At 49.3% G+C, this 13131-nt stretch carries 11 protein-coding genes, 1 tRNA gene and 2 pseudogenes; 6 read left to right on the top strand and 8 right to left on the bottom strand.

The window, feature by feature from the left end:
• Nucleotides 1-119: 119 nt before the first annotated feature.
• Entirely contained in the window at nucleotides 120-1289 is a 1170-nt protein-coding gene (locus VK70_RS06375; RefSeq protein ID WP_025696129.1) for an RNA-guided endonuclease InsQ/TnpB family protein, read from the bottom strand.
• Nucleotides 1286-1696 carry an IS200/IS605 family transposase gene (tnpA, locus tag VK70_RS06370; protein ID WP_025696131.1) on the bottom strand — a complete coding sequence of 137 codons (411 nt, stop codon included), beginning with the start codon at nucleotides 1694-1696 and terminating at the stop codon, nucleotides 1286-1288. Before tnpA ends, VK70_RS06375 begins: the two co-directional genes overlap by 4 nt.
• 254 nt (nucleotides 1697-1950) lie before the next feature.
• Here tnpA and VK70_RS06365 point away from each other — a divergent pair, with 254 nt between their 5' ends.
• Together VK70_RS06365 and VK70_RS06360 are read left to right on the top strand one after the other, a co-directional pair.
• Nucleotides 1951-2631: an MFS transporter gene (locus VK70_RS06365; protein ID WP_233277775.1), complete on the top strand. Its 681-nt coding sequence runs from the start codon at nucleotides 1951-1953 to the stop codon at nucleotides 2629-2631.
• 19 nt (nucleotides 2632-2650) lie between these two features.
• On the top strand, nucleotides 2651-3247 hold the full coding sequence (locus VK70_RS06360) for a hydrolase (protein ID WP_025696133.1): 597 nt from the start codon (nucleotides 2651-2653) through the stop codon (nucleotides 3245-3247).
• Between the two features lie 181 nt (nucleotides 3248-3428).
• Here VK70_RS06360 and VK70_RS06355 read toward each other — a convergent pair whose 3' ends face one another.
• Both VK70_RS06355 and VK70_RS06350 read right to left on the bottom strand, forming a co-directional pair.
• Nucleotides 3429-4541: an NADH:flavin oxidoreductase gene (locus VK70_RS06355; protein WP_046722999.1), complete on the bottom strand. Its 1113-nt coding sequence runs from the start codon at nucleotides 4539-4541 to the stop codon at nucleotides 3429-3431.
• A gap of 99 nt (nucleotides 4542-4640) precedes the next feature.
• Nucleotides 4641-4973, bottom strand: a complete 333-nt coding sequence (locus VK70_RS06350; protein WP_036641737.1) for an ArsR/SmtB family transcription factor — start codon at nucleotides 4971-4973, stop codon at nucleotides 4641-4643.
• Nucleotides 4974-5369: 396 nt separating this feature from the next.
• Between VK70_RS06350 and VK70_RS06345 the strand changes: the two genes are divergently transcribed.
• Both VK70_RS06345 and VK70_RS06340 read left to right on the top strand, forming a co-directional pair.
• Nucleotides 5370-6536, top strand: a complete 1167-nt coding sequence (locus VK70_RS06345) for an iron-containing alcohol dehydrogenase (RefSeq protein ID WP_025697757.1) — start codon at nucleotides 5370-5372, stop codon at nucleotides 6534-6536.
• Nucleotides 6537-6844: 308 nt separating this feature from the next.
• The gene (locus VK70_RS06340) at nucleotides 6845-7624 is read left to right on the top strand and encodes a hypothetical protein (protein ID WP_025697758.1); all 780 of its coding nucleotides are present in this window, start codon (nucleotides 6845-6847) and stop codon (nucleotides 7622-7624) included.
• Between the two features lie 52 nt (nucleotides 7625-7676).
• On the opposite strand, the gene VK70_RS06335 is transcribed toward VK70_RS06340, so the two are convergent.
• Nucleotides 7677-8270 (bottom strand): TetR/AcrR family transcriptional regulator, encoded by a 594-nt coding sequence (locus tag VK70_RS06335; RefSeq protein ID WP_025697760.1) that lies wholly within the window; start codon nucleotides 8268-8270, stop codon nucleotides 7677-7679.
• Nucleotides 8271-8366: 96 nt separating this feature from the next.
• On the opposite strand from VK70_RS06335, the gene VK70_RS06330 reads away from it, so the two are divergent.
• Nucleotides 8367-9380 carry an alpha/beta fold hydrolase gene (locus tag VK70_RS06330; RefSeq protein WP_025697762.1) on the top strand — a complete coding sequence of 338 codons (1014 nt, stop codon included), beginning with the start codon at nucleotides 8367-8369 and terminating at the stop codon, nucleotides 9378-9380.
• A 39-nt stretch (nucleotides 9381-9419) separates the two neighbouring features.
• Here the strand turns inward: VK70_RS06330 and VK70_RS06325 are convergent.
• Nucleotides 9420-9809, bottom strand: a pseudogene (locus VK70_RS06325) (NAD(P)H-dependent oxidoreductase); the annotation flags it as partial.
• 174 nt (nucleotides 9810-9983) lie between these two features.
• Between VK70_RS06325 and VK70_RS06320 the strand changes: the two are divergent.
• Nucleotides 9984-10616: pseudogene (locus VK70_RS06320) on the top strand (radical SAM protein); the annotation flags it as partial.
• Between the two features lie 97 nt (nucleotides 10617-10713).
• On the opposite strand, the gene VK70_RS06315 reads toward VK70_RS06320, so the two are convergent.
• Both VK70_RS06315 and VK70_RS06310 read right to left on the bottom strand, forming a co-directional pair.
• Nucleotides 10714-10801: transfer RNA gene (locus tag VK70_RS06315), tRNA-Leu, on the bottom strand.
• Between the two features lie 171 nt (nucleotides 10802-10972).
• Entirely contained in the window at nucleotides 10973-13000 is a 2028-nt protein-coding gene (locus VK70_RS06310) for a methyl-accepting chemotaxis protein (RefSeq protein WP_025697764.1), read from the bottom strand.
• Nucleotides 13001-13131 lie beyond the last annotated feature (131 nt).

Genomic DNA, 13131 nt, shown 5'->3' with positions numbered 1-13131 from the left:
AAGCACATAGGTTGGCTATCTGCTTTCGCTGAATGCGGAAATCTAACGGTGGGGTTCAGTAAGCAACACTTGTTATTGGTACAAGTGGGTGGGAACTCACCTTCTACTACTTCTCGCACTTACGCGATCCGTAGATACTTGATTTCTTTCGTTTCGCCCAAATAACGGATATCTCCATGCAGATACTTGGATAATATCCCTTTGCTCCCGTGTACATCCCGGTGTTCGGTATAGCCGCAGGAACAGTTGTAGTTTCGGCTAGATATCTTTTTTCTTCTTCCGCAACAAGGACATTGTTGGCTAGTATAGCTCTCATCTATCATTTTCATGCTCGCTCCCTGAGCTTCCAGTTTATATGCGAGCTGTTTTTGAATCTTGCCAAAGCTCCAGTTGGACAGCTTTTGGGTTACGGTCTTTCTTTTCTTCTTTTTCGTGTTCCGCTGCACACCTTCCACTTTTCCAACAACCGCCGCTTTGACCTCATTTTCTCTGCACCATTCTACGAATTGTTTGGTGGTTTTGTGGATGGCGTCATTCAGTTGGCGTTCACTTTTGCTGAGTATGTATTTTTTGGCCCGGTTGTATTTTTTCCATTGTCGGCTGCCTTTTTGGCATTTGCTCATGAGCTTCTGGATCTCGGCCAGCTTCTTGTTTCTCAGCCTGTGAATACTTCTTACTTTTCTTCCGGTGATGATGATTGATTTGTTCTCTGTTGTCGTTGCCGTGATGGAATGAATTTCTCCCAGGTCAATTGCTGCGGTCTGGCTGCCTTGGTTTTCTGCAGCCGCTTGTCCGTCATCGTAACTCATGGAAATCACCAGTTTTCGGTCAAATACCAGCTCGATTTCCTTGATGTCCGGATTCGGTAAACGCGGGACGGTGATTTTAATCGGCTGCTGGCGTTTTCCGTTTTGGATACCCAGACTTAAGTAGATCGTGTTAGCCTTGATTTTGAACGCTTGGTCCACCCATTTGGTATTGAAGTGTTTCTTCTTTTTGTAAGGGTATTTGGTGCGCAGGCCTTGCTTTCTGGCTTGTTTTGCGCTGTCTCTAGCAAAAAGATATTTATGGCAGACCGCCTGTACCGATTGGGAATGCAAAGGAAACTGATTTTTAAGCGCCGCTTGAAGTTCGGTTTTTCCGATCCATTTTCCATCGTCCTGTAGGGCATGGTGCTTGGCAATGAGTAGACACTGATTCCAAACTTCCGCTGAAATTCGGTTACACGTATACAGCCGTTCCAAATCCCATTTTGAGGTGTGAAACGCTGTTTTGACACATCGGATCACCTGGTTTTCGCCTCCTTCCCTTGATTCTCGATGTACGCCTTTAGTACCTCCAAAGGAGCGCCGCCTACAGTAACCAGGCAGAAGCTTTGCGACCAAAAATACTCTCTCCACAACTTCGTTTTGACTTCGGGAAAGTCTTTTTTTATAAGGCGAGAGCTGGCACTTTTATAGGCATTGATAAATTTAGATAGTTCGGTGTTGGGATGCGCCTTGAACAGTACATGGATGTGATCGTTGTCGTGGTTCCATTCACTCAGCGTAATATGATAGTTTTCTCCAATGCGTTCAAAAATGGCCTTCGCATAGTCTGAGATCTCGTCGGTAAGTACTTTTTTGCGGTATTTAATGCAAAGGATGAGATGATAGTTCAGGGAAAATACCGAGTGATTATTTGAGTCTAATTTCATTGATACACCAGCCTTATCTCTAACTAAGACTGATTGTACCAAATGATCTAACATAGATCAATAATTTTCCAGAGTTGCCTGGCCGATATTCATCCCCTCCCTGCAGAGGAAGGGGACTTCTCTCGGAATGCTGTTAAAAAGATCGAAGGGGTAAGCCCATCGGAATATTACAGCAAAAATGTCCATGGAGTTTAAAATAGTGCATGGTATAAGACCTTTCCGCAGACTAAAATGAGGATGTTATTGTTCATTGTTTGTGTTCAATAACTTTGCATTTAGCCGAAGGAAGGTCTTTATTTTATGCTGATGTGGAAAAGGAATCCTTTATCCGCGAGGACAGCAAGACGCTTGGGATTAAGGAAGTATGGATTGCCGTTCCTGAAAAAAGCTTGACGATTACCTTGTTTGTGACATTTCTTGTTCTCACTGTGGCCTTGTATTCGGTTGAACCCGTCATCACCGTATATATTACCCAGTTATCCCGCAATACCGGTCATGTCGCGTTGATCGCCGGATTAGTATTCTCAGCCTCGGGGCTCGCCAACATAGTGGCCGCTCCAAGACTCGGCAAACTTTCTGACAAAATAGGAGCGCAGAAAGTTATATTAGCCGCTCTAATAGCGGCAGGCCTCCTTTTTATCCCGCAAGCCTTTGTACAGAATCCTTGGCAATTAATGGGTCTGAGTTTCCTGCTCGGATTAGCCGCGGCCGGATTGATTCCTTCCGTTAATATCCTGGTCAAAAAAATTACACCGCCTGCTCTTACAGGCAGAGTGTTTGGATTTAACATGTCGGCAGGTTATCTAGGCGTATTTGGAGGGTCCGTGCTGGGCGGGCAAGTGGCAGCCTGGTTAGGCATCCGCTATGTATTTATGATTACAAGTACCTTGTTGCTGGTCAATGCGGTGTGGGTTTATTTCAAGGTGTATAAATGAATGATTGGGAGAGAAGAACATGGAACATTTAAAATCAACGGAAGCTGAAAGGATTAATGCAGAAAAAACGGCGCTGGTTGTTATCGATTTGCAAAATGGAATTATTAACAGCGGCCGTCCACAAGCTCCTTATACGGGTGCGCAGGTGGTTCAGAATGCAAGCAAGTTAGTAAAGGCGTTCACGGAAAAAGGTGCTTTTGTGGTCCTGGTCAGAGTTTCAACCGTAGATGGACAAGATATGTTAAAACCAGTTACAGATTTACCAACGAATCAGGTACAATTCCCTGAAGGCTGGGATAACATCGTGCCTGAATTGGCAGATACGAATAATGCACACTTGATTACCAAACGGCAATGGGGCGCTTTTTACGGCACCGACCTGGAATTGCAATTGCGCCGCCGCGGAATTGATACGATCGTATTATGCGGTGTTTCTACCGCCATCGGGGTGGATACTACTGCGAGAGAAGCTTACCAACGCGGGTTTAATCAAATCTTTGCCGAAGATGCCATGACAGCTTCAGCCCAAGAGGAGCATGAATATGTTTGCAAAAACATCTTTCCAAGGATTGGCCGGATTCGGACAAGTGAAGAAGTGGCGGGGTTGCTGCAATGAAAACAGGCTTCCAATCTGCATAAGCAAATCAGAAACCTGATGTAGTAAAGGCGATACGGTCGAAAGGACTTCAACCCGTTAGCATGATGCGCTGTCAAGCGCACGCAGGGTCATTTCGGACTGGACCCGAAATGGCCCTGGAGCTAAAGCCGGTTCCTGCTGCCCGGCACTCGCCATTGAATCAAATCAGCGTGGCAAGAGCCTCCCGCGTGAACGGCTCCAGCTCTTCGGTGCGGTCGTCGCGGATCTTGGCCGCCCAGGCCGGATCGCTCAGCAGCGCGCGACCGACGGCGACGAGGTCGAACTCCCCGCGGTCCAGACGCTCGATCAGATTGTCGAGGCTGGCAGCCTGCCCGCCCTTGCCTTCCTCGAACAGGCTGGTGAAGTCCGAGTCCAGGCCAACCGAACCGACGGTAATAGCCGGCTTGCCTGTCAGCTTCCGCGTCCAGCCCGCCAGATTGAGGTCTGACCCCTCGAACTCGGGCTCCCAGAACCGGCGCGTGGAGGCATGGAAGATATCAACGCCTGCCTCAGACAGCGGTGTGAGGAAGCGCTCCAGTTCCTCTGGATTCACTGCCAGTTTGACGTTGTAATCAACCGGCTTCCATTGGGAGAAGCGGAAGATGATCGGGAAGTCGGGGCCGACTGCGGCTCGCACCGCCTCGATAACCTCCACCGCGAATCGGGTGCGGCCTACCAGGTCGCCACCATACTCATCTGTGCGCTTGTTGGTCAAGTCCCAGAAGAACTGGTCAATGAGGTAGCCGTGCGCACCATGTATCTCTACCGCGTCAAAGCCGATGCGCTTCGCGTCGGCAGCGGCTTGGGCATATGCCTGCACGAGACCGTGAATCTCCTCAACCGTCAGCGGCTCTGATACCGGATCGCCAGTCAGGCTGAGGCCAGACGGCCCGATCGGGTTGGCATTCGATTCCGGGAATTTCTCCCTCTCGCGGGCCGTACCGGTATGCCAAATCTGCGGAGCGATTTTCCCGCCGGCTTCATGCACTTCGCGGACGACACGCGCCCATCCTTGCAGAGCTTCCTCCCCGTAAAAATGCGGCACACCGAGATCAGCAGCCGCAGCCGGATGGTTAATGACGGTTCCTTCCGTGATGATGAGGCCGACGCCGTTTTCCGCTCTCCGCCGGTAATATCCGGCCACGTCGGGACCTGGAGCGCCTAACGGCGAAAAGCCACGGGTCATTGGGGCCATGACAATACGATTTTCAAGCTTCAGTCGTCCGCCTTCAAAAGGCTTGAATAGAGCCTCTGCTGATTTGGATATGGTCATTTTATTCTCTCCTCCTGTAGGGTTGTTTGTTCATCTATAAATATAAATATATGGATTAACAAACAAAAATGCAAGCCCTTTGAAGAAAACATTTTGGGACTACTTCTTCTTGGCCTGCAGCCCGGCCGCAAATTCCTCCAAAAAGGCCGCGATCGCCTCCTCATTGCGTCTGTAATAAGTCCATTGGCCATAGCGTCGGGACTCCAGCAGTCCGGCCTTCTGCATAGAGGACAGGTACGAGGAGATGACCGACTGCGCCAGACCGGATTTTTCCTGAATGCTTCCCACGCAGACACCGCCCGGGAACTCTTCTTTAATGACGTTCGGCAGATTCTCATTCATCTGTTCAGGCTCCCGCAGCCAGCAAAGGATATTGAGACGGGTTTCATTAGACAGAGCCTTCAACACTGCAAGTATATCTTCGTTATTCATTCTTGACTCCCACTTCTGGTTGGTTTGTTTCCAGTATACCAAAAGTCCTGCTCATTAGAAAAATACAAAAAGAAAAACCCTTCTATTCAGAAGAGTTTGGTTTGAGGGGGTGCATCAACTCATTCCGTTCTTCTTTCCATATTATTTTCTCCCCATAATTTTTCCCCAATCATACATCATTTTCGCAGTTGATCTCCTTCAGATTGATTCGATCTTTTACCTCATTGGCCATAATCATCATCCTCCTCCTAATAGTATACTACAGGTCACTACACCACATTAAAGTGCGTACTTCCTTGTTAGAAACTTTGTGTTTAGAATAAAGCCTGTGCCTGATGAGCACAGTGAAAGCAACGTTCAATACTACTGAACGAAATTATGGAGAGGAGCGTATATATGAATCGTTTTACAATTCCACGCGATATTTATTATGGGGAAGGCGCTTTGGACATCCTCAAAACAATTGAGGGGAAAAAAGCTGCACTCGTCATCGGCGGCGGTTCCGTCAAGTCAAGCGGCGCCCTCGCCCAAATTGAAGGTTTGCTTACGGAAGCTGGCCTGGAAACACGGGTGATCGAGGGTATTGTATCCGAACCCACCGTTGGCATGGTGATGGAAGGAGTCAAAACCCTAAACGAATTCCAACCGGACTGGGTGATCGGTATTGGCGGCGGTTCGCCGATGGATGCTGCGAAAGCGATGTGGGTATTCTATGAGCATCCGCAGCTTACTTTCGAAGAAGCAAGCCGGCCGTTCACGTTGCCTAAACTGCGGACCAAAGCCAAATTCATCGGCATTCCGACGACAAGCGGCACCGCCTCGGAAATTTCAAACCTGTCGGTTGTGACCGATGAGAAAACAGGCATCAAGTACCCCCTTGCCGATTTCGAACTGACGCCAGATCTGGCGGTCATCGATCCGGTGTTGGTTGAATCGATGCCTAAACATATAACGGCATATACCGGCATGGATGCACTGACTCACGGCATCGAGTCGTATGTTGCCAAGCCCCGCACTCTACTGACGGATGCCCTGGCAATTGAATCGGTCGAGCTGGTGAAACAGCACCTTCTTCATTCGTACGAAGGGAGCCAAGAATCGCGTAAAGCGATGCATATCGCCCAAGGCATGGCCGGTATGGCTTTTGCCAACGCGGTGCTGGGTAACGTTCATAGTCTTGCGCACAAAAGCGGTCCGACCTTCGATATTCCGCACGGCTGCGCTAACGCGATTTATCTGCCGTACGTCATCCAGTTTAACCGTACGGTCGTCTCCGACCGCTTTGCAGCCATCGCCAAACGGATCGGTCTTACCGGTCAATCAACGGACGAACTGGTAGACGCGCTGGTGGCGTGGATCCGTGAGCTGAATCGTAACATGGGTATCCCAAGTACACTCCGCGACTACGGCGTATCCGAAGAGCTGTTTGACGCGCATGTGGATAGCATGGCTGCAAACGCGGTGAAAGATCCATGCACAAGCACTAACCCGCGCGAAACATCTGTAGAAGAAATGAAAAAACTATACGTAGCGGCGTTTAGAGGAGAAGACGTAACGTTCTAATCCATTAATATCTTAGTTTTATTGAAGCTGGCGTCTACTCGATAGGCGCCAGCTTGTTTCATGTTAGACCCAGTTATTTTAAATCTTCGTTTAGTTGCCTTTTCATTGAGTACAAGTCACAGCTCAGGAAATTGCAGGCACGCCTCGGTTTTATGGTTCAAAGACTGCGGTGGATTCGGTTTCACGAATCTTCGGCATAGTTGCGCCAGCCTGCTTCTGGCTATGGTGTGGGCATGAAGGAGATTCGGGAGTAACTTCGCCACAGTCATCGGCCAACATTTACGTTCACCTGGATTACAGCCGGCCTGTTGCCTGAAGCGGGCAACCAAGCCGCGTGGTCCGCCGGTACTTCCGCAGACCAATTGCAGCAATATGAGCGAACGTATACGATGAATCTTGGCCCGAAGCACGGTTGGGGAAAATGGTTCAGATGGCTTGGGGCAAAAGATTATCAAGTCCAAAGCTCCGGCGAGGCGCTGGTCATTAAGGGGATATTTCCCGAAGGCTCCGGGGAGACCGAGAGCAGAACCTACATTCCTCTAAGCCATGGCTTGTTCCAGGATCAAAGCAGCGGGGATACCCTTTCGTTCCAGCAGGAGAACGGCAGCTGGAAATTAGCCTTTACACAAGGGGTAAGCATTGATGAGAAACCTGCATGGTGGAGGCATCCTGCTACCGCCTTTGCCGTCTATGCCGCAGTAGGCCTGTTATGGATTTTCCTGTTCATCATCGGCATCTTTCGTTGCTTGCTGCGTTTTATCCTGAGAAAAAAACAAGCCCTTCCCGGACCCGTGGCGTGGATGGCAACCCTGTTCACCGTGTTTTTGATCGGACAATTGCTGTATGGCAATTCGGAGGTTTTCACCCGTGGTTACCCGATGTGGTATGCCTGGGGATTCTCTTCTCTTCCTTTGCTTGCACTGGCCGGGGCAATCGTCCTGGGTGTCCGTACCTTCAGTGCTCGGAAATCCAGCACGGGACAAAAGCGGCGGCTTCAAACCTGCTTCTCTGCAGTAACGTGTTTGATATGCCTGTTTTATACGATCTTTTTGTACTATTGGAACATGCTTTCGATACATTACTCCTAAAAAACAACCGCAGATTCATATTGGCGTTAGCAGCACAATGTGAACCTGCGGTTCATCCGGAACATAAAGCCGCCAGATAAGATTCCAGGAGGCTTTCCAGCCTTTCCGCCGGCAGCCGGTCCGGTTGCATGATTTTATGCATGGCTAATCCGTCGATGAGCGCATACAATTTCTCCGTCTCCAGTTCGATATTCAGATCGGGCCGGGCCAACCGGTTTCGTATGATCTCTTCCAGCACGAAACGGGAGGCTTTATGTAACCCATCCTGAATATTCGCGCTTAACCTCCTCAATTCGGGATAAACCAAGGCCTTCGAATGAAAAGCAAACCATACCTCCATTTCCAGCGTTCTCTCCTCATCGACAGGCAAAAACTGCAGCAGCAATCTTTTTAAATCCGTCAGCAGAGGTCCTGTTAGCTCAAAAGCCTCCAATCTTTTCTCGACCCGTTCGACGAATATATTCATGCAAAAGGCAAACAGTTCAACCTGCGATGAGAAATAATGGCGCATAGACCCGACCGACAGCCCCGCCTCTTCCGCGATTTTGCGCACGGTAGCCTGTTCCAGGCCGGATTGCCGGATCACTCTTAATGCGGCTTCTGCGACTAAACGTCTTTGCGTTTCATGGTTCACGATTTTTGGCATAGTCCTATTATACCCTCTTCCCCTTTTTAGTACAACGTGCTAAAATCTTTTTTAGTACACTGTACTAAATAACAGATATGAGAGAGGAACCTTTACATGGGCAAAAGTGAAAAAAAGAAAACATCGGCATGGAGAAAGTTGATATTCGGTTTTGGGGTTACATTAGCCGTTGGGATCATCCTGATCAGCGCTGGTTTCACTTATGAAGCCATCGCTTCGAAACAAGCCGCCAAAGACTATCCTCCTCCCGGCCAAATGGTCGATGTGGGCGGATATGATCTTCATTTGGTGAAATCGGGCAGCAGATCCCCGACGATTGTGCTCGAGGCGGGAAGCGGGGAAACAAGTTTGTCCTGGCGTGATATCCCGGACAAGCTCGCCCCTTATGCGACGGTCGTCACCTATGACCGGGCGGGGTATGCATGGAGCGAGAAGGCCACGCGCGAACGCACCGGGGATCAGATCGTCCGCGAGCTTTACAGCGCATTAAAGCAGGAAAATATCTCAGGACCTTACCTCATGGTCGGACACTCATTGGGCGGGATGTATGCCCGGCTGTTCGCCCAAACCTACCCGGACGAGGTCATGGGCTTGGTCCTTGTTGACGCCAGACCCGAGGATGATGCCCGGGATACCCAAGCGATCCTGGAAGCGGAGAATTTTACCGGAAACCCGCCGGCTTCCACCCTTAAGCTGCTCAAGCAGTCGGGCATTCTGCGCCTGTTTCAAGACGCTTTGCTGGGAGGCTTGGTGGCGGAGGAAGACCGGGGACAATTTATCAATGTGATTGCGACCCCAAGCTATTTTGAAGCGAAGGAAGAAGAAGCGAAGCTTGCCTATACCACCGAAGATGCCATTCGGGGACAACGTTTAGGCGCTTTACCGGTGCGAATTATTGCCCGCGGTCTCCCGCAGAATTACGCCCAAGTGGGCATTTCGGAAACCGCTGGTCAGAAGCTTGAGGCGATCTGGCAGTCCGGACAGCGGAAAATGCTGGATATCTCCACGGACAGCCGCTTAATCGTCGCGGAAAAAAGCGGCCATATGGTCATTCATGACCAGCCGGAACTGGTCGTGGATACAATTCTCGATGTATTGCCGGGGCGGTAGAACCTAATTCTCATAACATCCTAAATTTTGCTATAAATTCGGTCGCAAATATTCGCTGAGCGTAAACCAATTGTGTCCGCCAGCGCGGTATCCCTTCTCCTCCCCGCCTGTCGTTGTCGCCACGACAAACTCTTTCCCCCTTAAATGGTCGCCGCCGGGCCCAAACGCCCATCCGAAGGTCAGCACATCGTCGAACCATTTTTTCAAAAGTGGCGGACAGCTGTACCAGTACAGAGGGAACTAAAACACAATGCGGTCGTATTCCAGCAGCAGCCGCTGTTCTCTATCAACGTCGATCTGCCAGTTTGGATATTCCTTATACAGGTCGCGCACATGAATGTTCGAATGCTGTTCTAGTTCCGCCGCCATTGCTTTATTCAATTTAGAATGATTTAAATCGGGGTGAGCAACGATAACCATGATGTTCATGACCATCATCCTTCCGTGTCAGGTTTGGTGGAATGCTCCCCATTATTATCGAGAAAATCATTTTTGAAAAGTACGCAGTTTTATCGTACTCAGTACGGTAAACCATACTGAGTACGGAAAAGGATAGTACTTTAACATTTCCATCGATTCTGTTAAAGTATCCTGTAGTAATGGAATCAATTGTTATATTTTCATTTAAATGGTGCAGCCTTGGATAGTGTCTCGTTTATGGGCATGGGCGAGGCGTTAGCCAATCCTAATATCTTTGACACGCTTAAGATTCTAACAGATTCACGAACCTTTGGCTTGGGGCATCGACGAATTACAGTCTCCACCATTGGAATTTTGCCGGGTATCGATCGTCTGACAAAGGAATTTCCACAGGTTAACCTGACCTTCTCACTGCACTCTCCGTTCGACGAACAGCGGAGCGTGCTAATGCCAATTAACAATCGATTTCCGCTTTATGATGTGTTGAACAAGTTGGATCAGCATATTCGTGATACAGGCAGAAAAGTATATATTGCGTATATATTACTTCGAGGAGAAAACGATTCAAATGAACATGCGGAAGCTATTGCTGCATTGTTAAAGGACAGAGGGCCTTGGGAACATTAATATCACGTCAATTTGATCCCCTACAATTCAACCGACGTAACGCCTGAAAGCTTTCGACAATCGGACAAAGACCGGGTTCGAAGGTTTGTCGGTATTTTAAAGTCAAAGGGAATCCAAGTCACTGTGCGAACACAATTCGGAACGGACATTAATGCAGCATGCGGTCAACTATACGGACACAACAAGTAATTGTATCAACGCTAATGAATAGCAGCCTAAATATTTAAAATAACAAAAAGGTTTCTGCTCTGCAGAGAGGCAGATCAGAAACCTGTCATTGATGATATGGTGCGGTCGAGAGGACTCGAACCTCCACGGGGGGTTAGCCCACACGGACCTGAACCGTGCGCGTCTGCCAATTCCGCCACGACCGCGTAATATGTAGACACAGCTGTAATCGCTGTATTAAAGAATATACACTTTCCCCTGATGAAAAGCAACACTTTTGTCGCTCGTTATTGACAGCCGCCGGGCATTTAGGGTATACAACGAAGGACTGTCCCCTAAGTCACCGAAAATGACCAGGGGACAATCCTTTGCCCATCTTAGATTTTAAATTTCTCCATCAATTCCTGCAGCTCACGCGCGCTCTTCGTATTCTCGTCCGCCATATCAGCTTCCTTATACGTCTTCTCCACGATATCGGAGGTCTTCTCGGCTATGTCTTGAACACCCGCTGCGCTTTCCGAGATTGTCGCGGCGACCTCGTTAATTGCAATCGTAATTGCGGAAACCGTCTCGCTCAAATGACTGGCGGAATTCTCAAAATCATGCATCAGATTGCTGACCAGCTCGGCATCCTGCTTGTACTGCTCGCCGACCTCTTTCAGCTTATCGTAGTCGCTCAGCACCGTCCCGTCGATGAAGGACAGCAAATCCTCCGAACTGTCCTTCAACTGACCGACGGAAGTATGGACTCCTTTCACAATATTCTGAATGCCCGACGCGGTCTCTGACGACTTCTCCGCCAGCTTGCGAATTTCCCCGGCCACAACGGCAAAGCCTCTTCCCGCTTCTCCCGCCCGGGCCGCTTCAATCGCCGCATTAAGCGCGAGCAGATTCGTCTGGCTCGTTATGTCCATAATCGTCTTCGCCAGTTCGTTGATCTGGGTAATCGTGCTGGACTCTTCAATCGCCTTCTCCATCTTAACGCGAACTGAATCGTAAATCCCCTTGGCATATACTGTGGACTCGTTCATACCCTGCCTCAGGGCCAAGGCACGATCAGTAATATCGGCAGAAACTCTGCCGCCTTCCTTGGCCTTTTGGGCCATTTCGCTGACATTACTGTCGATCTCATGAATCGCGGCAGTCATCTCCTCAGAGGATGCGGCGGTTTCTTCCATACCTGCGGACAGTTGCTGTGTTGTCGCTCCGTTGTCATGGGCGTTCTCTCTGACTTCAACAGCCAACCGTTCGAGCATCTCCGCACTGTTCAGGACTTGGCTGGAGATGTTCATCATACTGCCAGCCATATCCCGCAGCACACTGCGGGTGCGAATCGTCGCTTTGGCGATGGTGCCGGTCTCGTCTTTATTTTTCGATAGATATTCGTATGAGTTGTCGTATCTCAGGTCCAGTTCGGCCGTCTTATTAATCAGTTCGGTAAGCTTGGTTAATGGAACAGCTATTCTGTGAGAAGTGAACAGACCAATTATCAGGGTCAACACCAGACTGATCAGACCGAGCACCACGATGAAAGTCGTCATTTCATTGACCGGCTGCATAATCTCGCCGACGTCTCCTGTCAGCACCAGTGTCCATTTAACCCCAGGCAGAACGGTATAAGCCGCCTTCTTGGCCTGGTCATTGAAGTCATAATCAATGATATCGTCAGCCGGCCGTTCCCCTTGCTGCACGCGGGTTACTATGGCTTTAACCGCTTCGTTCTCCACTGGTTTACCGATCTTTTCCTTAGTCGGGTGAAAGAGCATCATCCCTTTATCATCAACCAAGTATGCATAGCTTGATTTGCTGTTCATCACTTTCGCGTCGCCCAAATAGGTGGTCAGGCTGTCCGCATAGACGGCGGATACCGCAAATCCTACCATCACTCCATTAGCTTTAATCGGGTTGACAAATGCGAGGACAAACGCGCCGGTCGCCTTGGACTTCAGCGTCTCGCTAATCACGGGCTCTCCAGTCGCGAGCACCTTCTTCGCGTAGGCCCGGTCGGCGAAACTTTTGCCCAGCAGTGAAGGATCACTGTCGGCAATAGCGGTGCCGTTCATATCGGCGATAAGCAAGTGCTCAAGGTTGCCCGCATCCTTAACTACACCCTGCAGCCTGGCAATAATGGAGTCTCGAAGACCGTTATCGGCCGTTCCGCTTTGCGTCTGAACAAGCAGCTGGGCTATGTCATGTTCACCGGCAATCAGGGCCAGATTTCTTTGCTCTTTCTCGATCATAGCGGCAATCGTATCCGATTTGCTCGAATTCAGATGCAGCATCGATGCACTGGTCATGGATGCCAAAGTACTGGATGATTTGGAGTAGCTGAAAATTCCCATTACAATGGTGGAGAACAAGCTGACAGCGAGAATCATCAGAGAAAGCTTTGTACGGATTTTCATTTTTTACACCCTTTCGGCACATTCGGTACTTATGTCGGTAACCGCCGCTCTTAGAACAGAGATTACTACTGCTCTTATCGGTATTTATTTCGAAAATGAAAAGAGTTTTCGACAAATTCCGCAAATTTAAC

Origin of the sequence: Paenibacillus durus ATCC 35681 (assembly GCF_000993825.1) — a bacterium.
Classification (GTDB): domain Bacteria; phylum Bacillota; class Bacilli; order Paenibacillales; family Paenibacillaceae; genus Paenibacillus_AQ; species Paenibacillus_AQ durus_B.
This window is presented reverse-complemented; position numbering and strand designations above follow the sequence as displayed.